This is a genomic window from Paraburkholderia denitrificans (assembly GCF_042655705.1).
Lineage (GTDB): Bacteria > Pseudomonadota > Gammaproteobacteria > Burkholderiales > Burkholderiaceae > Paraburkholderia > Paraburkholderia denitrificans.
The window spans coordinates 76370-99951 of the sequence record NZ_JBHSMP010000010.1 but is presented as its reverse complement, the minus strand read 5'-3'; the positions used below and the strand labels follow the sequence as shown (position 1 = coordinate 99951).

Sequence of the window (23582 nt, the reverse complement as noted above, 5' to 3'; positions counted from 1 at the left end):
GCGCGAACCCAGTTATCACCTGGTGCCTGGACTCACGCCTCACCTCAAATCCGACGCACTCCTAGCCAAGCATTCGCCCTCCGTCCATTTCACCTGTCTGGCGCTCGCCGAACGCGCCGATCCGACAGCGCGGAACGTTGACACAGCCATCGCGTTGATTCGGGAGGCAATGGCCCTGCTGTCCGGCTACGAATGACGAGGCGGCGGAGCCAAGCTCCGGCCGTCATCGCCAGACGGCGTTGCATTTTGCAGCGCCGATTTCGTGATCAGGCTTGCTTGAGAGCCGCCCGTCGTTCAAGAAGCTCGCGACGACGGCGATCGGTTTCCTCGTTCAGCTTTTTCCGATCTGCGAAAAACACTCTCGCTCTCTCAATGTTGGCTCGCAACTCAGCGGCTGTTGGCGTGGCCGCGCTGGTGTCCGCCGACGTGTCGTGGAGGGCGAAATAGGAACAACGTGCCATCGCTTCGTGAATCTTCACGTAGCCTTTGTCGGTGAGGACCACAGCCCGGAGCCGCTGAGTCGCGACACCAGGCCGAAAGCGGACCACCGTTTCATTGAGGATTGCCTCCTCCACTCCGCGCTCCCACGTTTCGCGTAAGCGACCGTATGCGGCTTGGACAATGTTTTCGCTGCGCCCGATGTCTCCGTTCCGCAGAACTTCGTCGGCCTCATTCGCCATGTTCTTGATGCCGTCCGGTATCGTGTAGCTCGAAAGCAGCCGACTGCCGGAGAGCAGCGCGAATTCATTTGCAGCCAAGGTCTTCGGCGGGGAGTTCGCCCCAGTCGCCGTGGATATGCCGCGCTAGGAGGCGTACCGGGTGAATGCCAATGGCATTGGAACAAACGCTAGCGATGCAACCGCCACATCGTGTCTGATTTGGGGCCGCCTTGTTCATGTGCCCGAACCCACTTGTGCAGCTGGTTGGCGTTCACGCCGGCCTTCAGGGCGAGGCCCGATAGTGAGACGCCTGGCCGCAGACAGGCTTCGACCAGACGTCGCTTGTCCGCCAGGTCAAAGCTTCACTTGCCGCCGACACCAACACGTGTCACGCGCAAGGGCAAAAAGCTCAGCTCATCTTCTGTCATGGATTGCATCCGCAAAGCTGGGTTGCGGACGCAATCGTGAGCCTTCTCAATAACGGAAGCTCGGTGTGCGGAATCGCGCGCTTACAAAGTTTCCACTTCATTTGAGGGACTCGGTTTCGGAGTTTAAGGGGGGCGGAAGCTAACCGTCCTCGCATGAAAGCCGCCTGCACGGCTGGAAGCCCCGCTGGTCATAGGTTTAAGGGGGGGCGGCGCAACCGATGGGTGTAAGCTTAGTCAGCTAAAGTGGCAGATGTGGCGGATGGCCTGGTCGGCTGTTCGGTTCCAAACCCCTCTTCATTGGTGGAGGTCTGCCTTGAGCCACTAAAACGTCGAACATGCAAAGCTCAAGAACTGAGTCAGTTTGCCGTTAAAAGAAAGATAGCCAATCGACCGTTTCTCCGGATTCCCTTCCCCGATATGCTGGATCGAGAAATCTTGCAGGTTCTGCCCGATGCTGGCAGAGACGAAGAACCGCTTTCCACTCCCGATGTGCATCGCAAGCTCAGCGTCATGCAGCTTGATCCCCCCGTCGTGAAGACTGTGCAGCGCAGGCTGGAAGACTTGCTCGAAAGCGGGCTGGTCGTGGTGGAGCGGCGCGGGCGAGCCAAGTATTGGCGCAAGGTTGCGGGCGCAAGTGGTCTTGCTGCCAAAGCGGCTGGCGTGATGACGCACGACGAGGCGCTTGCTCTCCAAACGCTACGTCGCTTTTCGACCTGGCGGATTCCGACACTAGTGGCCGAAACGCTCGCACCGCTGTTCGATGTGGCGGGTAAGCGGTTGGCGACTGTCAACACCGAGCATGAGCGGCGCTACCGCAAATGGATTGACAAGATCGAGGTCGAGACAGGTAACTTTGTACTGCAACACCCGGAGATTGACTCCGATGTTTTCGCTGTAGTTTCGCAGGCGCTCTTTTGCGAGCAGCAACTTGAAATCGTTTACCAGCCGCGTACTAAAATCGACAACGACGAAGCGAAGATCGTTCACCCGCTCGGCTTGGTCGAGGTCGGCGGCTTGGTCTATCTCGTGGCTGCGATGCTGCGGTATCCGAAACCGGCGATGTACCGACTCGACCGTCTCACACGCGCGAGTATGTTGCCCGAGTCGTTCACCTATCCACGTGAGTTCAAGCTTTCGGAGTACGTGCGGGCACAACGACAGTTCGACTTCATGGTCGAAGGGGAAATCGATCTGAAGTTGCGTTTCAGGAACGGAGCAGGGAACCATTTACTCGAAGCGCCGCTGTCTGACGACCAGCAAGCCGTCCAGAATGGCGACTCGCTTGAGGTGCGCGGCATTGTTCTGTTGAGTCAGCGGCTGCGTTGGTGGCTGAGGGCCTTCGGGCCGAACGTGGAGGTGTTGTGCCCGGCGAGCCTGCGGGCGGAACTGGCGGCGGAGGCCAGGGCGACCTCTGCGCTTTATGAGGAGCAGCAGGCATCGAGTTGCCAAGAGTCGGCCAAGGGTATTCGGACATGATTTGTCTCACGAAGTGACTATCTTGATAGGGCAGCGCGTCGCTGCTGTCCTATTGATCCTTCTGACAGGAGAAGTCATGTTCACGAATTGCAATTCTTCCCCTTTGCAACATCTGGCTGCGTTCGCGATTGTGTTTGTTGCAGCTGTGGTGGGGACTGCGGCGGTTGGCGTGTACGTCGACTCGGTGAAGGCCGACGCGCGGCACGAATAAGTCGACCTGTATGGGACGGCGGGCTTGAAGTGACCCGCCAAGTATATCGAATAAGCTACCAGAGGCTTTATGCCCGTGCGCCCAGCGCCTTTTACGTTGAAATGTAGTCAATGCGGTTGGCAGCATACGTTTGCCCCGCGTAGCGACGTCCTAGTACCGGACATAGATACCCGTTCGCACTGCCCTCGGTGTGGTGCACACGCGTTGGTTCGTTCGCGGCCCAATCTTATCGAGTGGTTTTTCAGCCGAATTAGGTAGCTTGGAGTGCAGTCCGAAGACAACCGGACGCATGGGTCTTTGTATATTTTATCGTTCGCGGGTGGTGTCCTATTTTAAAGGGCACGTTTGGTAATTTCGCAGCATTTGAGAAAACTGATTTTTTCGGGGAAATGGGATGATCTCTTCTGACGCTGACAAGCACATTCAACTTCACGATGCCATCGAGGAAGCCATAGGTGCCGCAACCAAAGGGCTGGGAAAAGTCAACGTGGTGACGGTTGGGAAGACTGGTGTAGGAAAGAGTACGTTGATCAACACAGTTTTTCGTGGCGATTTCGCGAAAACTGGTTCTGGTAAGCCGGTTACACAAAAAATTGTCGAGATCACAAAGCCTGGCCACCCGCTCACCATCATCGATACGAAAGGGCTGGAGGTAGCTGACTATGCGAGGACGAGAGACGAGCTCGATACCCTGATACAAGAGCGATCTTCGTCAGAAGACCAGAACAGGCATATTCATATTGCATGGCTTTGTATCCAGGAAGGCAGCGATCGTGTGGAGGACGCTGAAGTCGAGCTATGCAACATGATTGCTGCAGCAGGTATTCCGGTAGTCGCTGTGTTAACGAAATCGCGAAAGAACGAAAAATTCCTCAAGGAGGTGAATGGCCTCTTGTCTAGAGCTTCCTGTACGGTCTGCGTTCGGGCTCTCTCCGAACGCATCGAGGAACTCGATGCCACCTTGCCGCCAACTGGTTTGGACGCTCTGATCGATGCGACGTCGCGACTAATACCTGAGGCGCAAAAGCGCGCTTATGCGAACGCATTGTCGACGCGTAACAGGAGGGCTCTGGATGAAAAAAAGCATCAAGCTGAGAACGAAGTGAGCATCGCCGCAGGCCTGGCGGCGACTGCGGCTGCGGTACCTATTCCGTTCTCAGACGCGGCGCTGCTTGTTCCGATTCAGGTCACAATGATTGCCAAGGTCGGTGTCACTTTCGGGATGGAGCTCAGCACTGCAACCTTGACTACGCTCGTTACTTCGGTGCTAGGGGCATCCGCAGCGACGCTGATAGGCCGTACAGTCGTGACCGGTCTTCTGAAGATGATTCCCGGCGCTGGCACCGTTGTTGGCGGCGCAATCGCAGCGACAACGGCCGCTCTAATTACTAAGAGTCTGGGTAACGCCTACATCGCCGTTTTGTACGAATTTTGCTTGGCGCATCCAGGCGAAGATATCGATATAGCGATGATTACGAAGGCACTAAAGGCGAGAGTGAAGATATGACGTGGCCAGCGGACTGTGCGAGGAGCCTGTCCGCTTGGCTGCGGGGCTTGGACGATCGTATCTGTTCACCGATACGTTGATCGAGCTAATTATGGCAAAAAAAATGCCGCCCATGCAGGCGGCATTCATATGCAGGCCGAACCCGATAACCGGGCAGACCGTGGCAGTCCCCTCTGGCCACGCCACTCGTTTCATGTCGTTGCTGACAGTCGCTTCTTCGCCCATGCTGTTTCGAAAATCCTTCAGCTTGGCGTCGTAGCAAGGTCGGCCTTGGTCGCTAGATGCTCGACCGGCATTGGCGGCCTGAGTCGCTGCCGTTGTCGAGTCGGGTGCCGGTGGCTACTGATTGAGGACAATGTTGTTCGGGACGTTGAGCACGGCGTGAACGTGATCGTCGCCCCGATGGTTGAGCAAATCCGCCATCGTCTGACTCCAGTTCCTGTCGATGCGCGCGGTGTTGCCGTCCTGCTTCGCCAACTGAACACCGGACCAGTCCGGCACGACCTCGTCATCCCGGACTAACCACTGAAAGACCTCGTTCGCCTGGGTGACGCTCCCATATGTCGTGTCGATCTGCGCGAGCGCGTCTTTTTCCTGCTGCTCGAAACGAGCGCGCTCCTGCTGCACGCCGGCCAGGCCATTCTTGGCATCATTCAGCTCCCGTTGTGCCCGCTCAACGGAGGACTGGGCCGCCTCCATTGCGCTTTCGCGGTTGACGATGGACTGTTTCAGCACTTCCGGGTCTTTCGGAGTATCTGCACCCGACGGCACGCCATTGGCCTGCAATTGCGCGAGCTGACTCTGGGCATCGGCGAGCTGTTTCTCCAGGACATCGGGATTCTTTTGGCGGATGCTCTCGGCGGTCTGATCAAGGCCCCGGTAATAGCCTTGATAGTCGTGCTGCGTATCAATGATCTTCTGCTGACGGAACGCGGCAAGCAGTGCCGCGCCGTTCTTCAACTCACATCGGTATTCCACGACCGTCCGGTTCGTGTCGTCCTTGAACGTGCGCCAGCTATCCTTCTCGCAGGAGGCCCGGTTCGAGAGGGCCGTTTCGTAGGTATGGGTCGAATCTTGCGGAACGGTTGCGGCCTTAACTGTACCGACTTCGGAGTGGCCGCAGCCGGCCAATGCCAGGCTTAGGAACGTCGCCGAGGCAAGCGTGGTGAATTTCATGTTCATCAGCGAAAAATGAATGAAGATTGGCGTGCGCGGCTCACGGAATCGCGCACTCCGGATCAGGAAAGCGCAGCAAGCTCGAACAACTAGATGCTGCGCGGGGAACGATGCCGACGTACCCCATCGGAATAGCAGGGCACGAACCGCCAAAGGTTTATTGCGAAAGTCCGATGGTCACGTACTTGGTATCCGTGTCGAACGTGAGCGGATCATCGGTCGTGCCGGGAGTGGTCGTACTGTTCACGGTGATGTAGGCGTACTTCGTCGTGCCCGATGCCGGATCGGTGTACTTGTAAACCTTGGCGTGCTCGACCGAATGGTTCCTCGTATCGGAAATCCCATCGGCACTTAGCGCCTGGGCAACGCTGACCGGCGCATCCGTACCACCATCAATGCCGGTGAACGTGGAATTGCCGTTCGCGAATGTCGTCGTGCCTGATTTTGTGCAGTCCTCGTACTCGTCGAACGTCTTGCCGTTCAGATCGCTCGGATCGGTCACTTCGGTCAGGTCGCTCGACACGTACACATACTGCCCCGGCTGAGCGGCGACGACGCTACCGACGCCATTGGCCGCGCAGAGCTGGCCGACGCGGTTGCCCAGCAAACTGATAACGGCACTAAATTTCCCGGCATCCGTGAACGAGGTCACATTGCCGGCGGCGTCGATGTTCGCCTTCGCCGCGTACTGGCCGCGATTCGGATCAGCGATGGCGATGGCAAACGTGCCATCCAGGTTGACGGACGAACCCATCTGGATTTCCGTGATCCCCGGGGTGGTGTAGGCCGTGGCGGCGTAAGCCTGCTGCGTCAATGCCGCGCCATTAGCCGTCTTCGTCGCCGCATCCGACTGCGACAGGCCGGAAGCCGTCAGCGCTGCACCGTAGGTTTCGAGCAGGGTGTCGCCTGTGTCGCCCTTTTCTGCCTTGAAGCTGGTGGAGAGCGGATTGAAGCCGCGTGGCAATGCCGGCTTGCCCGGCAGGGTTGCCAGTGCCGTTTCCAGCTTGACTAGGGCGCCGTTCAGGTTGTCGGTCGTAATGGCGCCGGTTAGATCGCCGCTCTTCGCGCTGTTGAACCACGCGTCCGGGTCCTGCTTGCCGAGCACCCCGACGATGATGTCGGTCAAGGGCGTGATATTGGTCGTGCCCGAGGCTGCGGCAACCGAATGCAGCGCCGAAGCCAGCGTAGAGCCGTTGACCTGTCCGCCCGACACACGGGCAACGCATGGATAGTCCGTGCTCTTGAGCGAGACGTTCCAGCTGCCGTCCGTACCGGTTGTGGTTGAGGTCGTCGTGCCCGATGCACATTTCAGTTCGACCGAGCCGCCGATGATCGGCGCACCAATCGCCGCCGTGCCCGTCGTGTTGACCGAAGTCGATCCGCTACTTGCGGACGGCGAGCTTCCGCCGCCGCCCCCGCCGCACGCGGCAAGTGCCGCACACATGGATGCGCCAAGCGCGAATCTGGCGATTCTCTTGTTGATCTTGTTTTTGTTCACTGCGTGGTTCCTTTTCAGGTGGCTGATGAAGGGAGGATGTCAGGAAAGATATCGGCATTCATCCTAAAAGGTTTAGATTCATCTTAGTAAGTCCTTAAGTTTTTTGAGGCGTAGCTCAACCATTCAGGTTGAATGGAGGGTTCATGGCTCAAGTCGATCAGGAACAGCTCGCCGTGGTAGTTGGCCGGGCGATCGCGAAACATCGCGTGGCAAGCGGCTTCACGCAGGAACAGGTGGCCGAGGCGCTGGGAATCGGCAATGAGGCGGTTTCGCGTATGGAACGCGGGATCGTGATGCCAACCGTCGCAAGACTGGTGGAACTGGCGGAACTGTTCCAGTGCAACGCGGCTGACCTGCTGACGGAAGCAAGTAGTCGCACCAGCGACCAGGCGAAGCACGTCGGGCAGTTGCTCTCGAAGCTTGGGAGCAGTGACCGGACGATGGTGATGGAGATTGTCGAGCGGCTGACCGGGCGACTCGCGAAACGCTGATGTCGATCAGTAGTCGTCGGGCAGCAGGATCGTCGTGGCCGAGCGGTCGGCCTCCGTAATGATCCAGACCTTCCGGCCACCCGGCAGGTCGTAACTTGACAGCAGGCGTTTGCCCGTGAGCAGCGCCAGTTCGTTCGCAGTCTGGTCTTCGACCGGAAGGCTGCCCCAATCGCCATGGATATGACGGGCGAGCAGTACGATTGCTGGTATGCCTTCCGCTTCGAGTGCTCCTTCGGCTCCTGGCGTGATGGCGGGGCGGCCCATCGGAAAGCGGGGTCCTTTCACGTAGCGGCTCATGCGCGGCACTCCTGCATGTAGCTTACGGAAGGCCAGGCCGGATAGCGACGACTCGCTGGCCGATTTTCGCGTGGGTCGCTGTCGGCTGCGATATCCTCAACTCGTTCGACGGTCGTGCTCGATCGATCCCACTCTGTGATAACCAAGATGCGGGTCTGGTCCGGCAGGCGATAGAGCGAGATCAGGCGCAGGCCTGCCAGGATTGACAGGTCGTTCTGTTGACGGTCCTCGTCAGACACCGTACCCCAGTCGCCCGCGACATGACGGAGCAGGACGCTGACGACGGGAATGCCGTTCACACGCAGCGCTGTGAGTGCGTCCGACGCGACGAGCAGGCGTCCTGGACGGAATAGCGGTTTAAGCCGCGAAGGCTGATTCATGGTGATTTCTCCAGAATACGGACGAGCACGGGCCTCCGGATGAACCGGATACGAACTCGTAAAAGTGAAAGGAAATGCCGGACGCAGGACGCGTCCGGGTTACGGCTTGGACTGAACGAGCTGGCGACGAAGGACGGCGGCCTTCGCCTGTGAGCACCGCAGATGCCGGCGTATGTCGGCGACGGTTGGGCGGGCGAGACCCGCTTCGATCTCCCTCGCGAGTTTCGTGACTTCGGTTTCGGGTTCCGTGACCGTGGCCAGAGACTCAGGAGGAGCGACTACGACTTCACCTGACGCATCGTGGTCATTCTTGACCGTTGCGAGCCACCCATCAGGTGGCAGTGCAATCCACCAGAGCAGGCAGGCGAGGCATTCGAGCACGAGGGCAAATCCGAGCCCAGCAACCAGTTCGAGGTGCAGGGCCGTCATGCCTGTGACTGTTGCCAGTCCGGTCGTTACCGGGTCGGTCATGGCCGAGTCACGTTGCCCCATAACCCGATCGGCTTCGGCCTGCGCCCGTCGTACTTCTGCTGCCTCGGCATCCAGCGCATCGATGCGCGCAGTCAGCGTCGCACGTCGACCGTCCAGTAACGTGCAGTCATGAACGCACCGGCGCGTGCGAAGGGTTGCCAGTTGGCCGACGACTTTTGCACGCTCGTCCATCACGATCGTCAGGCTGCGGCGCGGCGAAATGGGCGGAGCAAAAACCGACGCGGCCCGCAATCCGCCAGCGTGCTGCTGCGCCAGCAGGAAAAAGGTCGCGTGGCCATAGCAGGCAGTCGCCATAGATGCCATCCAGAGTAGCGTGCCGGCGCCGCGGATAAGCAGCGGGGTGGAGCGGCACAGGGCGGGAAGCAGGTGCGCGCCGGCAACGAGCACGATCCCGACAGCAACCCACACCAGCCGCTCCGTGATCCATCCGCCGCGCTGCCAGCCGGCCAGTATCGACATACATACGGCGGTACTGGTTGCCACGGCAGCCAGGACGAGCGCGGAACGACGGGTCATGCAGCCTTCCCACCGAGCAGTGCGGCACGTTTATCCAGTCGAGCCTTCAGACCAGAAGCAGCCGGCCCACCGGTATCGTCGTGACCGTCATCGTGACTGCGATCGTGACCGGACTCTGCTGGATAGAACTCTTCGGCGACTGCGGCGCTCTCTTCGATACTGTCTTCAAACGCACCATTGGCGAAACCCACGCGTGCCGCTGCATCGAGTGCTGCCTGGGCAAAGCCCGCCGCCTGTCGGGTGGTATTGAGCTCCCGCGCCTGTGTGATGGCTTCCTGCAAAGAACTCCCCGCCCGTACGCCCAAATCGACGTAGTAGATTGCCGAGCCGTAACTTTGCGTGGTGGATTTACCGCGCAGCTTCAGTTCCAGCGGCAGACAGGCGAGCAGGCCGCCGGACACTGCGCTGAAATACTGCAGCCGTGCCGAGAGCGTGCGGATAGAGTTGTACGAGGTGGTACGAAAGATAAACGAGCCGAGCTCGTCTTCTTGGCCGATCGTGACGTTCAAGCGCCCGTACGGCTTGCAGCCACCGGCTTCGCCGAACGCGCAGCCATCTGGCGTCGGACAGTCCATTGTGGTGATGCCACCGTCAGTCACACGTTTGCATGTCTCGCCATTTCCGACGCACAAGGGACGGCCCGTCCTGCGGTCAAAGAGACTGTATTCGGCCCTCAGGTTGAGATCCGGATCGTTGAACAGCATCCGTACCGGAATCGAACGCAGTTTGCCGGTGGTCGCCTTGCGAAGTGTCTCGTTGAGTGGATGGAGGACCCACTCGCCTCGATTGATCACTTGAGTTGTCAAAGTAAACTGGTCGTCTTTTTCGGGGAGGCGTTTGCCGTTCTTCTCGACAACTCTCCCGATGGAGATCCTTCCTACGGTTGGGGGCGTGATAGCCAAGCCTTTGAGCATGGAACTCTCCTTTGCATGTAAACAGTGGGATGTGGAACGAAAGCGAGAACTTCGAAACGGGGAAATCAGACGGAAACGAGAAACCGGCGTGAGCCGGGTTTTGTGAGCGTGTACTGCGCCGAAAACTCAGGGTGATCGGCAAGCAGGCGTTTGAGATCGATGCCAGAGCTGTCCCGGCTGCGTTTGAACGACACCGAACCGGTCTCAAAGAGGGCCCGGTCGGCTTCGCGCATTGCTTGGTGTATCGTCTGCTTGAGCATCGCTTCCTGTGCCTCGCGTTGCTCGATGTCGGCACGTACCGCAACCAGATCGGCGAACGCCGACGACAGTTGACGGTCATCCGAGAAATCGACAGTGCCTCCGGTTCCTGGATAGAGACACCGTAGCGCGCGATCCGCCGATTCCGAACCATCCGCAGGCGGTGGTGTATCTGTCTCGACGTAGCGCCAGAACGCGGCTTCCAGTTCGATCAGACGGGCAATCAGCGCGTCGTCACGCTGGATGCGATGAACTTCGAGTTTCTGTCCACAGAGCAGTACCGCGACATCGGCGGCCTGCTTGCCAGTGACCGAGAGCTGGTGCTGAACCTGGCAGACCACGTAGTCCGGTACGCCCTCACGCCACAGTCGTGCGCCGAACTCACCGGCCGTCTTGCATTCAAGAACCTGTACGCTAGGTACTCCCACGATCTCGCGATCAAGGTTGGCGAGCATGAACGGGATGCTCGGGTGACGAAGTACCGCATTGACCTTACGGACGCGGTTGCCCGTCTGCTGGGTATACGCGGCAGCAACGATCGGTTCAAGCAGGTTTCCCCAGTAGGTTGGAGATGTGGTGTCGGTGGGATCGGGGCGTGGGAGTCCGTCGCCCCTTCCGGTCTTGTCAAGCCACAGTTCAAGGGCGCTCATGTACGGATTCAGGCCGACCGACGCTGCCGCGTCTGATCCACCAATGCCTGTGCGGCGTACGGCGAGCCAGTCCTCGCGGCTCAGATCCTGAGTGCTGACCAGCCTCAGCGCGGGACCCCGCGAGGCCGCTGCCGCTTTGAGGTTTTTCATATTACCTCCGGAAAGAGAAAAGCCCGGCAGGCGAACCTGACCGGGCATGGTGGTGTGATGATGGATTGGCGAAAGGTGAGTGAATAAGGGAGCGCGAGAAACCGGGGAGAAGGCCACGTCAGGTTGGCTGTGTACGCGCCATTGCGTCCTGCAGGGCATCGAATGCAGAGGTCACGAGATTGCAGTTTCCGAGGTGCACGGTCGTGCCTTGCGCCCTGATCAGTAGAGCCGCGGCGTAACGGCCTCCGAACCGTAATCCTGTTCCACGCGGAATCTGGATCCTTACGCCGACCGCGAGGACCGGCGCGTCGTCGAGACCGGTCATCACACGACAAGCCGCAGCGCCTCATCCCAGGCTTTTTGCTTGAGGGTGGCTCCCGTACTAAACCAGGCGGAATCTCGGCGGTTATCGTCGCTGCGCGCGCGGCGGTGGTGATCGACAAATTCGGTGACGCTGTTAAGCAGTCCCCAGGCGGTGCCCGATGCGGAAGCCATGTCGGCCCCCTTGCCGCGACCTGCAAACAGTTCCTGCACGGCCTTGACGGCGCTGTCGTTGGTGGCCGCCAAGGCTGTATTGCCCCCCGTCGCCTGATAGGTCAGCACACGGCGAAAGAATGCTTCGGCGGCGGTGTCGTTGACCTTGCATTCGGACAGCGCTTTCATGCGGGCCATGAATCCATCCCAACTGGAGATCGCAATGCCTAGCTGGCGTTTGACTGCTTGGGCGTCGAACTGACTTCGGTGCGGCACCTTGACCGCGCCGGTGCTGTCGCCCAGCGCGATGGCGAGCGTGTTGTTGCAGACGACCCTCACGGAGGTAAATTGAGCCGTCGTGGCCAGGGTGCCATCACATGCAGTGGCAAGCAGCAAATATCCATTGACGCGGTCCCGTCCCTTGAGCGTCACACTCTGGCCGGTTTTTGCGAGCGCCCAGAGTTTCTTGCCATTTTTGAGCACGCCTGCGGTTTCCAGTTCGTATCCGCCGACATCAACAAGGTCCCGATAAAATTCTAAAATTGATTCCGGCTGCACCACCTGGTATTTGGATGAGACGACAGACAACGGTTGCTTCGTATCACTGCGGTAGAGCACCTTCTGTTCTGGGAAGGCGTGGATCGAACCCAGGCTGGATCCGACACTACCTGAGACGAAGCGGACTTCGGTTTCCTCGATACGCCAGTTCATACCTGCCTGCTGCGCCCAGACTTCGAGCGGCTGATTGGCCGCAAGCTGATTGCCCAGACCGTGCCAGGGCGTTTCGTTGACATAGGCCATGCTTTGTACAAGGTGCATTTGAAATTCCTGATTGAAAGTGTGAGAAACAGACAGCACAAATGCCTGCAGCCCTCGAAGGGCTGCAGGCATGGCATGGCGAAAGATGAAAGCGATAAAGCGAAAGCCCCAGTGAATGCTAGGACGTGTGCTGCTTGCCGAACGTGTGTCCACACGCCATGCAGTCGTAGTTGTCGAGCACGTGGTTATCGATCTGCTCGCCAACGGCGGATCCTGCGGCACAGCCGGCAGCGCCACCGAATAGTGCGCCCATGAGCGCACCAGCCAAGCCGCCGAAGATCGAGCCGACGGGGCCTGCGACCATACCGAGGGCTGCACCGGCTTCGGCACCGCCGAGTGCGGCAGCAGCACTACCGGCGGCACCGGCCGCAGCGCCAACCGCACCACCGGCTTTTCGGGCGTGATCCCGCGTGGTAACGCGGGTCGAGTTGCAGCGGGGACAGGAAACGGAGTGGTTCATAGATCAGCCTCATCTGGGTTCAGGGCAAACGACGTTGCCCAGGCATTCCGGGTTGGATGCTCACCGAGGTGATATATGCGCGAGATTTTCTGCGATTGGGGTATTGTTGTTAACTGGTGCAAGCCAGTGTCTTGTCGGCGAGAGACGGTGTGGCATCCACGATGCCCACGTTTGACATATCGACGCGAATCAGCACGCTCCTGCCGCGTGACGGCCATGCGTCGGCGTCGCTCGGCTCACCAGTTTCCCAAAGCGATCTTCTCGAGCATCGCTTTCTTCCGCGGCAGTTCCGCCACCAGTTATTTCAGGCGCGCATTCTCGCGATGAAGCTACTTGAATCCGAAAGTGGGCGCCGACATTGGCGTCATCGTTTTGCGCGGAAGCAGGCATAGGCTATGTGCGATCGCGCTTGATAGAATGGAGCACACGGCCCGTCATCTTTGGAAAGACCATGAGCATGAATACCTATCTCAGAGGTAGGTTGCGCAACACGCCTCTGCCTCGCAGTCACGGTCTGTTGCCGTTGTTCGAAGCTGTGGTTAACTCGATTCAAGGGATCGCGGCTCTCGGCAAAAAGTCGCCCTATGGTGAAATCACCGTCGAGATCGTACGTTTACCCCAGGCTTCTTTAAACCTGGATAACGGCAAGATGAAGCGTGGTGCGCCACCTCTCGAACACATCACCGGCTTCCGGGTCATCGACAACGGCATCGGGTTTGACGATAGAAACCTCGAATCGTTCGAAACGCTGGATTCTGACTACAAGGCCAGCGACGGTTGTCGAGGTGTTGGGCGGCTCTTGTGGTTGAAGGCGTTCGAGACGGTTCATGTAAAGAGCGACTATATCGATGCCGGCGATGTTTTGAAGCGCCGGGCTTTCACATTCACTGCGACGCAAGGCGTCGATAAACTGGTTCTCTCGGGTACTCCGAAGGGAGAAGTTGGCAGAACGTCGGTACATTTGGATGGATTCAAGCAGATGTATCGCGAGCGATCGGCGAAAACCGGACGCGCCATTGCCAACGCGTTGTTTGAACACTGTCTATGGTATTTCGTTCGAGACGGCGGAGCCCCGAAGATCAAGGTTAAGGACGACGACGAAACGATCGACCTTGATGACGTCTACGAAGAATGCATGTATTCCTCAGCGAAGCGGCAAACCGTCACGGTGAAGGAGCAGCCGTTTGAGCTTACGCACCTGAAACTCAAGGCGACGTCGCAGAAGCAACCGTTTATCGCCTGGTGTGCAGCCGGTCGAGTCGTTGAGGAAGAAAGCATTGTGGGGAAGATCCCCGGCCTTCATGGTCGTATCAAAGACGATGCGGGTGATTTCGTCTATGCTTGCTATGTGACTTCGCCATTTCTCGATCAGAACGTCCGTCCGGAGCGCATTGGCTTTGACATCGAGGAAATCAGCGACGATCTCTTCTCGGACACCGAGGTTAGCCTCGCGGACATTCGTGGCGTGGTGCTCACCTCGTCGCAGGATTTCCTGGCCGAATACTTGAAAGAAAGTCGGAAGGCTGGGCAAGAACGCGTCGAGAAATTCGTCTCGCTCCGCGCGCCTCGGTATCGACCGATTCTCGGCCGGATCGCAGCAGACAAGCTCACCGTTGATCCGGAGATCTCGGATAAAGACCTCGATCTTCTCCTTCACAAGCAACTGTCGGAGATTGAAGGGAGTCTGCTCGCTGAAGGCCATGCAATGATGAACTTCAGCAAGGATGAATCGGCCGCTGACTACTTCGCAAGGCTTACGGCATATCTCGAAAAGGCTGATGACATCAAGAAGTCGGATCTAGCGAACTACGTGTTCCATAGAAAGGTGATCCTGGACATTCTTGAGAAGGCCATCGAACGCGGAGCGGATGGGAAGTATTCAAAGGAAGAACTGATTCACGAACTCATCATGCCGATGAGGAAGACGTCAAACGAAGTGCGGCTAGACAGTTGCAACCTGTGGCTAATTGACGAGAGGTTGGCATTTCACGATTTCCTCGCGTCGGACAAGCCGTTGTCGTCCATGCCGATCACGGGTTCCACCTCGGCGAAAGAGCCGGACCTTTGTTTGCTGAATGTGTTTGACGAGCCAATACTGGTGTCCGACGGCAACAGGTTGCCGCTTGCCTCGATTGTCATCGTCGAGATTAAGCGTCCGATGCGCAACGATGCAACCGCTGGTGAAGAAAAGGATCCAGTTGAACAGGCGCTGGGCTACCTTGAACGTATTCGTACCGGTAAAGCGACCACAGCAAGCGGTCGGCCCATTCCTGCGTCGGACGAGATTCCTGGATTCTGCTACGCGATATGCGATCTCACGCAGTCGGTCGAGCGACGTTGCAAGATGTTGGGGCTTCGGGTCACAAGTGACCACCAAGGCTATTTCGGATACAACGATAACTTCAAGGCTTACATAGAAGTCATTTCGTTTGACCGCCTGCTCAACGCAGCGAGAGAACGCAACCGCGCGTTTTTCGACAAACTGGGGTTGCCGACGAACTAACGGTTGCTACGTTTTGGATTTCCCTAAGGAGGTTATTCGTAGATGTGATCGAAGCCGGCTTGAGTGAGAAAGTGCGATCCGTTGCGTTCCTCGACTAAGCCAGCTCCTACGAGTTCTTGCATCGCCGGCACGACCGCGTGTCGTTCCTCGGGGGTGTAGTGCAGCATGGTGGTATGCATGAACGCTCGTGCGTTAAAGCTGTCACTAACGCGTGCTCCGTTCTTCGCAAAAAAGTCCAGAATGTCTCGCTGTACGTGCTCGAACCCCGTGCCATAGATTCGGTCGTAGCCAGCTTGGGTCAGGAAATGTGATCCGTTGCGCTCTTCGACCAGCTCTTCCGACGCCAACTCCTCCATGGCTGACAACACCACCTCTTTTTCGCTCTGGGTGTAGCTCAACATCACAGTAAAACCAAAGCCCCGTGCATTGAAGCTATGGCCAACCCCAGCGTTGTTCTTTGCGAAATAGTCCAGGATGTCCTGCTTAACTTTTTTGATCGCCGCCATTCTTGCCTCCCCGTAAAATGTGGTGACTGAAATATGGAGCCGGTGTTTCCAGTTTCAAGAGGCTGGCTTGTCACGCTTACCGCTCATAGGGGCCAAGGCATCCAGCCTCCACATTCCTTTGGCGAAGAGGGCGACGCTACAGGTTGGGAGAGGACTAAAGCTCATGATCGATTGGCGAGTTTGATAAGCGCGCGGCGGCATAGGGACAAAAAGCACGAAGGAATTGACTGCCTCGTGCTCAGGAGCGGTTTGCCTCAATCAGGCGTGTGTGAAGCGTGCCATCAAACCAGTGAGCGTGGCGCTGCCGATGATCTGATCGTCACCGATGAGCGCGTACGACCAGGGTTTGCCACCGGACTCCGCCGCATGTTGCGTTGCTGCTCTACACCATTTCGTCGCAGCCTTCGCTTTCGCCTGAACGATAGGATCAGCCAGCTCGGTCTTGCTTTTGACTTCGCAAATCGTTACAGCGTCACGCGTCTCGATGACAAAGTCGGGTTCATAGTTGTCGCCCGCGCGATATTCGATTTGAAACTGAGCGCGCCCCGGTTTCAACCATTTCTCGACGATCGGATCGGCGTCAATGAGAACAGCGAAACGGCGCTCAGGGTCGGAATCAAACTTCTGTAGCGAGTAACAGCATCTCTTGAAACCGCCGAAGACCTGACGCTTTGTGTCCGACACTGGCGATACCTGCTGGCGAAAATCGCGTACTCGCTGGCCCGGAACAATGTTGAATGGTTGTGGTTGAAGCAGGGTGAATCCGCGCGTTACTCGAACCTCGTAGTCATCGTCGTCAAGCGGCGTTTCGACGTAGTTCTGCATCATCTGGGCGAAGATCAATTCGGCGAGCTGCCGACCATTCCGCAGCAGAACATTCTCAATGTCTGCCCTGATTTCGAGATACGAACCGATGCGCGCGATGACTTGCCCCGCGAGCTTGTATAGAAGATCGGCATGGGCGTCATAATCGATCTCGTTGCGCTCGATCAGGAAACGGACGAGATAATCTTCAAGACGCTCCTCGCGGGGATCGTCAACCGTCTTTGCAAGATAGGTTCTGACCTCTGTCCGCAAGCTTTGGATGATCAAACCGTCATCGATTGGCCGGACATTAATGGTCGAGAGGTCATCTAGGTCAAAATCCGCGAACTGGAACGTGGTTCGCCGCTTCGGGAGCACCAAAATCTGTGGGATGGAAAGCGTTCGCGCGGCCACAGTCTGGGTGACCGCCTCAACGATCTCTTCGACACGAGTTGCAGGAACGATCCCCTCCAGTGTGCTCTGCGCTGGCCGTACGATTTCCTGCACCGCTTCGGCAATCTGACGCTGAACGTCAGGTGACCGCAGTTCCCCGGCATTGCCTAGTTTCCGTTCAAAGCGCCGAATGACTTCGAGGGTTACCTCGGCGGTCCGGGTTTCCTCGGGCGTTTCAAGCGTGAGAACTGGTGCATCCGATTTTTCAAGGCCGGGGAGTGAAGGACTTCCGCCGGTGATCATGATCTCTGCGATTGACGGTGCGGTCACAAGCGTCGCTCCGCCGGATGACACATCGCATCCAGCGCCAATTTCAATGTGCTTCATGACGATCGAGCCCGGCTCTCTCGCTTTCTGAATAATCTCGTCGAAGCGGTCGTGCGCGATAACCGTCAGCCGGTCTACAGCCGCAAAATCTTCTTCGTCACGGCGTGTTACCCGTTCTCCGTAGGGGAGGCGCAGGCCGCGTCCGAGAGTCTGTTCCGTGAGAATATCGGAGGCAGATGCTCTAAGCGGCACGATTGTGTACAGGTTGGTGACGTCCCAACCCTCTTTAAGTTTATTGACGTGAATAACGATGTCGGTGCGATCGTCCTGCTCTAGCGCCACCAGCCGCTGCGTTGCGTCTTCGCTTTCCTCACCACGCAAAGCCGAATGCACTTCGGCGACCTTGTCTTTGAATCGACCGTGAAAAAAATCGTCTGATTCGATATAGGTGCGCAAGCGTCGGGCATGATCTGTATCCTGAGCGACGACGAGGATAAACGGATGGACTTTGGGCCGTTCCGTAACTCGGTGATACCGATCAAGCTCGACGGCGACGTGATCATGATTATGCACGGCGTCTTCAAGCTTGATCTGTTCGAGACGGTCCTCGGAAACAGACTTCGGATCGAAATCCTTGCGCGTCGCGACGGCTGGCTCCTTGACGAAGCCGTCCGCCATTGCCTGTCCCAGGCTATAACTATAGATAACGTTACGGAATGGCGCGGAACGTGCGCCGACGGTCTTAGGCGTTGCGGTCAACTCAAGCCCAAGAATTGGCCTCAACCCGTCGATCGCCTTTGCACCCGCACTTGCCCGATAGCGGTGTGCTTCGTCCATGACTAGGACTAGGTCGTCGAGCCCGGCGAGATAGTCATAGTAGCTTTCGCCGATGGTCTCCTGCAGCTTCTTCATCTTGGGGCTGCCACGCGGCCCCTCTTCTTTGTTGATCTTGTCAATGTTAAAAATGTTGATATGTACATCGCTGCCGAACAGGTCAGACGCGCGACCATCAGCGAGGCGCACACCTCTGCCACTGTCGTAGTTATCGCCGGTGATGACGAGGGGCGGATTAGTCGCGAATTCTGCAATCCCTTTGAACACGTATTTAGGGTGGCCTGGTGTGAAGTCGTTAATCAGTTTCTGATAGATGGTGGTGTTCGGCGCGAGGACGAAAAAATGCCTGCTCTTCCCGGTCAGGTAAAGATAGGCTATGAACGCGCCCATCAGCCGAGTCTTGCCGACCCCCGTCGCAAGAGCGAAACACAATGACGGGAATTCTCTTTCGAAATCCTCAAACTTTGACCACTTCTCACGGATTGCGTCAAGCGCTCGACCGTCAGTGATGTCATTCTTCAACGGTAGGCTTTCCAGTGCCTCGGCCAGAATTTCGAGGGAATCTGCTTGGGGGGCACGAAGTGACAATCTCTGGGTGATGCTGTGCAGTTCGCGATTCATTATTGAAATTATTCCTTTTCTGCAAACAAGTCCACCTGCTCTTGAGGCGCGCGTTTCGACGATTGAGCGGCGCTGCGACTCGGCGAGGCAGTCGGCAGACTCTGTACGGTCAAGCTATAGTCATCCTTTCCCCATTGGCATTTCCGAAGCACAGCCAAAGGAATCTTCCGGACGGTGAGGTTTTCAAAAGAATCTTGCGGTGCATTGAACGCTTTGCAGCAAACGAGCAAGCTTCGCCCTTCAGCGACTTCTTCTGCAAGTGCGCGCAACTGGGCATGCGTGAGGCTCTGCGTCGTCACATAAATGAAATCTCGCTCAGAAGAATAGCCGTGTATCCAATACTGGCTTTCGCTCGGGGCGTACGTAAAGCCCATGAGCTTACACACGGCCTCGGCTAGCATGGTTGCGTTGTAGTCAGATTGAATAACCCAATTGCCCCATTTATCCTTCTGAAGCAATGAAGGCGCTAGGTGGTAATAGCGAAATCCTCCGCCTCCTTGCCATCCCACCGGCAGCGTTACGCCACCGGCATCCTCGCCGTCGATCACCTTCGTTAATCGCGGGACGATGTGGGTATGGATGTGTTCTCCAAGTTCCACCATTATCCAGCGACGGCCCATTTTGTGAGCTACCGCACCCGTAGTACCTGAACCGGCGAAAGAGTCAAGTACGAGGTCGCCTGGAACGGTTGCAAGCTCAAGGATGCGCTTCAGGAGCTTTTCAGGTTTGGGCGTAGCGAAAGGATCGTCGGGATTTATTGCTTTGACTTCTTCTCGGGCTTCATGATTGTTGCCCGCGTCTGTATGCAACCAGATTGTTGGCGCTGGAGTGCCTGATACCTTCAATTCGCTCAAAAAGGTCTTTCGCGAAGGCACGGCGGAGCCGTCGCTGCCAAACCAGATTTCGTCCCCTTCGTCCATTTGTCGCAATGATTCAGCTGGAAAGCGTGGCGACGTTCCCCGTGGAGGAGACCAAACCACGCCATTCTTGAATGTAAACGAGAACGCTTGCTCCTTTTCTGATCCTGTCCTCTTGGCGTATAGCGGTGTCGCTTTCCACGGACCTTTGGGATGATTGTCAGGGTTGCGATACCGCCCATCCATTTCTTCACTACGTGGCAAACGGTATGGCCGCCACGTATCTTTGTTAAGTGCATAGACGAGTACGTGGTCGTGATTTTCCGCAAGCCATTTGGCGTCGTTTGCGATCGTGTATTTCTTCTGCCAAACAGCATTGCTCACGAAGTTCGCTCGCCCAAAAATCTCGTCGCACAAGACTTTGAGGTAGTGAACTTCGTTGTCGTCTATGGTGATCCAAAGAGAGCCATCATCCGAAAGCAGGCGTCGCAGAATTTCGAGGCGGTCACGCATCAATCCCAGCCAAATAGAGTGCTCGACGCCGTCATCGTAGTGCGTAAAGGCACTTCCGGTGTTGTAGGGTGGATCGATAAATATGCACTTCACCTTGCCGGTAAACTCTGCTTCAAGCGCTTTTAGTGCTAGCAAATTGTCGCCGAATATCAAGCGATTGTCGAAGATATCACTATCTGTGAAGCGTTGCGTCGCGTGATATGACACTGCCTGATCTTCGATCAGGATTCGAGGTTCAAGGCGAGGCCCATGGTTTTTGCCAATCCAGGTTAGTTCGAGGCGTTGTTTTCCGCTCATACAACCCCCCACCGGACATTGAATAACGGTGTTAGTGTCGGTGCAATTTTGAGGTTTTCCTGTATCTGATCCAACATCGACTCCACTTCGGCGCGGATTTCCGCCTTCCGATCGAAAAACGCTGCTTTCATCTTGTCGCGCTTAGCTTCTTGCGCGCTGATGCGTCGCTTCTCTGTCAGCTTATCAACCATTGCCAAATTTGATCCTCGTAATGCCTTCTTTGCAGCCTTGATTTCACTATCGATTGCCTTCACTTCTGCTTCGAATGCGCGCTCAAGGTCATCAGCATAGGCGTCAAGTTTTTCACTTTCTTCTTCCAACCATGTGTTGTTCTGTTCCTCGGCAAGCGCCAGCAGACTTGCACGCCTTGATGACTCGACGGCATCTAGGGCGGCAAGGGGCAGGACTTCAGGGGTCTTCCCTAGATCGCGCGCGGGAACTGAAAAAAGCCGTTCTATCGTCTCGGCATGCGGCGCGTCGCCTTCGTCGGCGATGATGGAAAGGACGAGGTATTCACGCGTCACTGCTGCCGTACTAACACGCAGTTTTGCGGCCCGAAGCCAGCCCTGAGAACCACGCAGCAATTCGACATCAGCTAGCCTCCCCGGATAGGCGGACAGATCAAATTGAAGATGGCTTGTGTCCAGAAATTGTCGTTTCTTTGCATTGGCAATCACCTCCTGCGCCAGGGTGCCTTCGGTAAGTCGGAAAAACTGCCATCCGCGTTCGTCTGCCATCGGCCATTCGGTAGTAAAGGTGTGGCCGCGGTAATCAAACCGTCGCTCATCATCAACATGGAACTGCGCAGTGGGAAGTTCCACCCGAGCAATTCGCAAGAGGTCATGATCGAACTGAGAAAGGTGTTTCCGGATTTCGCCGTCTCTTGTCTTGAGCTGTCTCGTTACCTTCTCATCCACGTTCTCCAGCAGGCGTTTGCGCGCATCGAGTACTTGTTCGCTGATCTGCTCCTGAAGATCAATTTGGAGCTGGTCGAATGCGGCGTTGATAGCATCTTCGTTGCGGGCGCTTTGTACGATTTCGAGAATGCGTCGTTCGATATCGACCCCTCTCTCGATGGCGCCCAAGACTTCGTCGCTCGCGCCGAATACACCGTCGAACAGCCTGAATTTCTGGTCGAGTAACTCGAAGACGCGTCGTTCGGCTTGGTTCTTTAGGTTCAAGAAATTAACCACGGTTACGTCAATCTTTTGCCCATAACGATGACAGCGCCCAATGCGTTGCTCGACCCGCTGAGGATTCCATGGCAAGTCAAAGTTGACGACCAATGAACAGAATTGAAGGTTGATACCTTCAGCGCCGGACTCCGTCGCGATGAGAATGGATTTTTGGTCGCGGAAAGCTTCGACGACCGCCGCTTTCATGTCTGCGGTCTTGGACCCCGAGACCACGTCAGAGCCTTCATGGCGGGCGAGCCACTCGCGATATATTGCGGCGCTGGCCGGGTCGTTGTTCTGGCCGTTGAGCAGCACGATCTCATCTCCGTAGCCACTGACGGACAGCAGATCGGCAAGGTAGCGCTGAGTCCGAACCGACTCTGTAAAAATCACAGCCTTCCGCAAACCTCCCTTGGAGGCGATTTCGTCCAGTGCACCGGCAAGCGAATTTACAAGTTTGCTCCCCTTGGCGTTCTCCCCGATCGCAAGGGCAAGGGCGCGGTATTCTTCGAGCTCTGTAATCTCGGCGGCAAGTTTGGCTGGATCAATTTCGTTGACGGCGGCATCGTCTTCGTCAAACTCCTCGGCGGAGTCATCGATCGCGTCGTAGTCTATGAGGTTTTCGATCGATGGCCGCTCTTTTTCGCGCAAGCGCGCGACGATCTTGGCCAGTGTTTCCGACAATGCAAAAGTGGACGAACCAAGGATTTTTCGCACGACCAGCGTGACCAGCGCGTTTGGCCTGTCGCCAAATGCGATGGTGCCGGGGCGTTGCAGATAAGAAGACACGGATTCGTAAAGCTTTGCCTCATTGTCGGACGGTTCGAACGACAATGTAAGCGGGCAACGTGCTGTGTATTTAATAAGGCCCGCTTGCTGCACTTGGCGGCGCAGCGTACGCTTGCAGATCGATTCAAGGCGCTTGCGCAGAAAGAGGAATCCGTTGCTCGACGCGCTGCCGCTGACATAAGACGTACGGAAACTGTTCTCGTCGCCGAAGAAATGCTCGTCGATCACGGACACCAAGCCGTACAGTTCCATCAGCGAGTTTTGCAGGGGCGTCGCTGTCAGTAAAATCTTAAAGTGATCGGCGGTCGCCTCACGCAACCGCTTGGCACGGAGCCCCGTGCCTTGTTTGTAGACATTTCGGAGCCTATGCGCTTCGTCATAGATGACCAGGTCCCATCGCACTTGCGCGATGTCCTCGGATTTTGTAGCGGCAAACTCGTAGGATGTGATCAGAACGGTGTCGACCACATCGAAAGGGCGGTTGTTCCCATTCTTCTTCGCCGCGTTGTAGCTTTTGCTCTCAATGATTGTCGATGGTAGCGAAAATTTTTCGAGTAGTTCCTGACTCCATTGCTTACGCAGCGATGCAGGCACTATCAACAAAATCCTGCGCCGCCGTTCCGCCCAACGCTGCGCGATGACGAGGCTTGCCTCGATCGTCTTGCCGAGCCCGACCTCATCGGCGAGGACTACGCCTTTCGACAGCGGAGAGGACAGGGCAAAGAGCGCCGCATCTACTTGATGCGGATTCATATCGACTCGTGCAGTGGACAGCGATTGTGCTAGTGCTTCGTCTCCCACACCTTCCAAGGTAATGCGATGCGCAAAAAAACTGCTTTGGTGCGGCGTGAACGTAGATGTTGTCGTCATTCTTTGGCTTGACCTTCCTGATTCACCGCTGATTGTATTCTTCCCATGCTGCCGCTCGGTCCGCAACCCTCTTACCGGCGTGCTCTGCCTGAAATTTGGCAGACGGCACGCCGCAGGGTGGGTGGCGATAAATCGCTACAGTCATCTCTGCTGGCATATGCGGAAGGCGCACACTGGCATTCTACGTTTTGTCATTGCGTTGTAGGTCTGGCCATCTTGTTCTCAGTAGCCCAATCG

At 56.9% G+C, this 23582-nt stretch carries 20 protein-coding genes and 1 pseudogene; 6 read left to right on the top strand and 15 right to left on the bottom strand.

The window, feature by feature from the left end; all coding sequences use genetic code 11:
- The coding region (locus ACFPTO_RS08135; RefSeq protein WP_377710706.1) for a hypothetical protein at positions 1-196 on the top strand (196 nt) is incomplete at its 5' end.
- Positions 197-266: 70 nt separating this feature from the next.
- Here the strand turns inward: ACFPTO_RS08135 and ACFPTO_RS08130 are convergent.
- Together ACFPTO_RS08130 and ACFPTO_RS08125 are read right to left on the bottom strand one after the other, a co-directional pair.
- The gene (locus ACFPTO_RS08130; RefSeq protein ID WP_377710705.1) at positions 267-758 is read right to left on the bottom strand and encodes a hypothetical protein; all 492 of its coding nucleotides are present in this window, start codon (positions 756-758) and stop codon (positions 267-269) included.
- 131 nt (positions 759-889) lie between these two features.
- Positions 890-1087: pseudogene (locus ACFPTO_RS08125) on the bottom strand (transposase); the annotation flags it as partial.
- A 243-nt stretch (positions 1088-1330) separates the two neighbouring features.
- Here ACFPTO_RS08125 and ACFPTO_RS08120 point away from each other — a divergent pair.
- Entirely contained in the window at positions 1331-2563 is a 1233-nt protein-coding gene (locus ACFPTO_RS08120) for a helix-turn-helix transcriptional regulator (RefSeq protein ID WP_377710704.1), read from the top strand.
- Positions 2564-3168: 605 nt separating this feature from the next.
- A complete protein-coding gene (locus ACFPTO_RS08115) occupies positions 3169-4281 on the top strand; it encodes a YcjF family protein (protein ID WP_377710702.1) in 1113 nt (370 codons plus the stop codon).
- A gap of 339 nt (positions 4282-4620) precedes the next feature.
- Here the strand turns inward: ACFPTO_RS08115 and ACFPTO_RS08110 are convergent, their stop codons facing one another.
- Both ACFPTO_RS08110 and ACFPTO_RS08105 read right to left on the bottom strand, forming a co-directional pair.
- Positions 4621-5457: a hypothetical protein gene (locus ACFPTO_RS08110; protein ID WP_377710700.1), complete on the bottom strand. Its 837-nt coding sequence runs from the start codon at positions 5455-5457 to the stop codon at positions 4621-4623.
- A 157-nt stretch (positions 5458-5614) separates the two neighbouring features.
- Positions 5615-6670: a hypothetical protein gene (locus tag ACFPTO_RS08105; protein ID WP_377710698.1), complete on the bottom strand. Its 1056-nt coding sequence runs from the start codon at positions 6668-6670 to the stop codon at positions 5615-5617.
- A 28-nt stretch (positions 6671-6698) separates the two neighbouring features.
- On the opposite strand from ACFPTO_RS08105, the gene ACFPTO_RS08100 reads away from it, so the two are divergent.
- Complete coding sequence (locus ACFPTO_RS08100) at positions 6699-7022, top strand: hypothetical protein (protein WP_377710697.1); 324 nt, start codon at positions 6699-6701, stop codon at positions 7020-7022.
- A 76-nt stretch (positions 7023-7098) separates the two neighbouring features.
- Positions 7099-7446, top strand: coding sequence for a helix-turn-helix domain-containing protein (locus ACFPTO_RS08095; protein ID WP_377710695.1), 348 nt, complete (start codon positions 7099-7101; stop codon positions 7444-7446).
- Between the two features lie 6 nt (positions 7447-7452).
- Here ACFPTO_RS08095 and ACFPTO_RS08090 read toward each other — a convergent pair whose 3' ends face one another.
- From ACFPTO_RS08090 to ACFPTO_RS08060, 7 genes are all read right to left on the bottom strand, one after another.
- Complete coding sequence (locus ACFPTO_RS08090) at positions 7453-7743, bottom strand: hypothetical protein (RefSeq protein ID WP_377710693.1); 291 nt, start codon at positions 7741-7743, stop codon at positions 7453-7455.
- Positions 7740-8123, bottom strand: coding sequence for a hypothetical protein (locus tag ACFPTO_RS08085; protein WP_377710691.1), 384 nt, complete (start codon positions 8121-8123; stop codon positions 7740-7742). The genes ACFPTO_RS08090 and ACFPTO_RS08085 overlap by 4 nt, the downstream gene beginning before the upstream one ends.
- 99 nt (positions 8124-8222) lie before the next feature.
- A complete protein-coding gene (locus ACFPTO_RS08080) occupies positions 8223-9131 on the bottom strand; it encodes a hypothetical protein (RefSeq protein ID WP_377710690.1) in 909 nt (302 codons plus the stop codon).
- Positions 9128-10045, bottom strand: coding sequence for a recombination directionality factor (locus ACFPTO_RS08075; protein WP_377710688.1), 918 nt, complete (start codon positions 10043-10045; stop codon positions 9128-9130). The genes ACFPTO_RS08080 and ACFPTO_RS08075 overlap by 4 nt, the downstream gene beginning before the upstream one ends.
- Before the next feature lie 65 nt (positions 10046-10110).
- On the bottom strand, positions 10111-11103 hold the full coding sequence (locus ACFPTO_RS08070; RefSeq protein ID WP_377710686.1) for a YqaJ viral recombinase family nuclease: 993 nt from the start codon (positions 11101-11103) through the stop codon (positions 10111-10113).
- A 324-nt stretch (positions 11104-11427) separates the two neighbouring features.
- Positions 11428-12396: a DUF932 domain-containing protein gene (locus tag ACFPTO_RS08065; protein WP_377710710.1), complete on the bottom strand. Its 969-nt coding sequence runs from the start codon at positions 12394-12396 to the stop codon at positions 11428-11430.
- Positions 12397-12514: 118 nt separating this feature from the next.
- Positions 12515-12700, bottom strand: coding sequence for a hypothetical protein (locus ACFPTO_RS08060; protein WP_377710684.1), 186 nt, complete (start codon positions 12698-12700; stop codon positions 12515-12517).
- Between the two features lie 613 nt (positions 12701-13313).
- Here ACFPTO_RS08060 and ACFPTO_RS08055 point away from each other — a divergent pair.
- Entirely contained in the window at positions 13314-15359 is a 2046-nt protein-coding gene (locus tag ACFPTO_RS08055) for an ATP-binding protein (RefSeq protein WP_377710682.1), read from the top strand.
- Positions 15360-15391: 32 nt separating this feature from the next.
- Here the strand turns inward: ACFPTO_RS08055 and ACFPTO_RS08050 are convergent, their stop codons facing one another.
- The 4 genes from ACFPTO_RS08050 to ACFPTO_RS08035 all read right to left on the bottom strand — a co-directional run bounded on the left by ACFPTO_RS08050 (position 15392) and on the right by ACFPTO_RS08035 (position 23345).
- Positions 15392-15865, bottom strand: a complete 474-nt coding sequence (locus ACFPTO_RS08050) for a hypothetical protein (RefSeq protein ID WP_377710680.1) — start codon at positions 15863-15865, stop codon at positions 15392-15394.
- 258 nt (positions 15866-16123) lie between these two features.
- The gene (locus ACFPTO_RS08045) at positions 16124-18844 is read right to left on the bottom strand and encodes a DEAD/DEAH box helicase family protein (RefSeq protein WP_377710678.1); all 2721 of its coding nucleotides are present in this window, start codon (positions 18842-18844) and stop codon (positions 16124-16126) included.
- A gap of 8 nt (positions 18845-18852) precedes the next feature.
- Positions 18853-20511 carry a site-specific DNA-methyltransferase gene (locus ACFPTO_RS08040; protein ID WP_377710676.1) on the bottom strand — a complete coding sequence of 553 codons (1659 nt, stop codon included), beginning with the start codon at positions 20509-20511 and terminating at the stop codon, positions 18853-18855.
- Complete coding sequence (locus ACFPTO_RS08035) at positions 20508-23345, bottom strand: SNF2-related protein (protein WP_377710674.1); 2838 nt, start codon at positions 23343-23345, stop codon at positions 20508-20510. The genes ACFPTO_RS08040 and ACFPTO_RS08035 overlap by 4 nt, the downstream gene beginning before the upstream one ends.
- Positions 23346-23582: the final 237 nt, after the last annotated feature.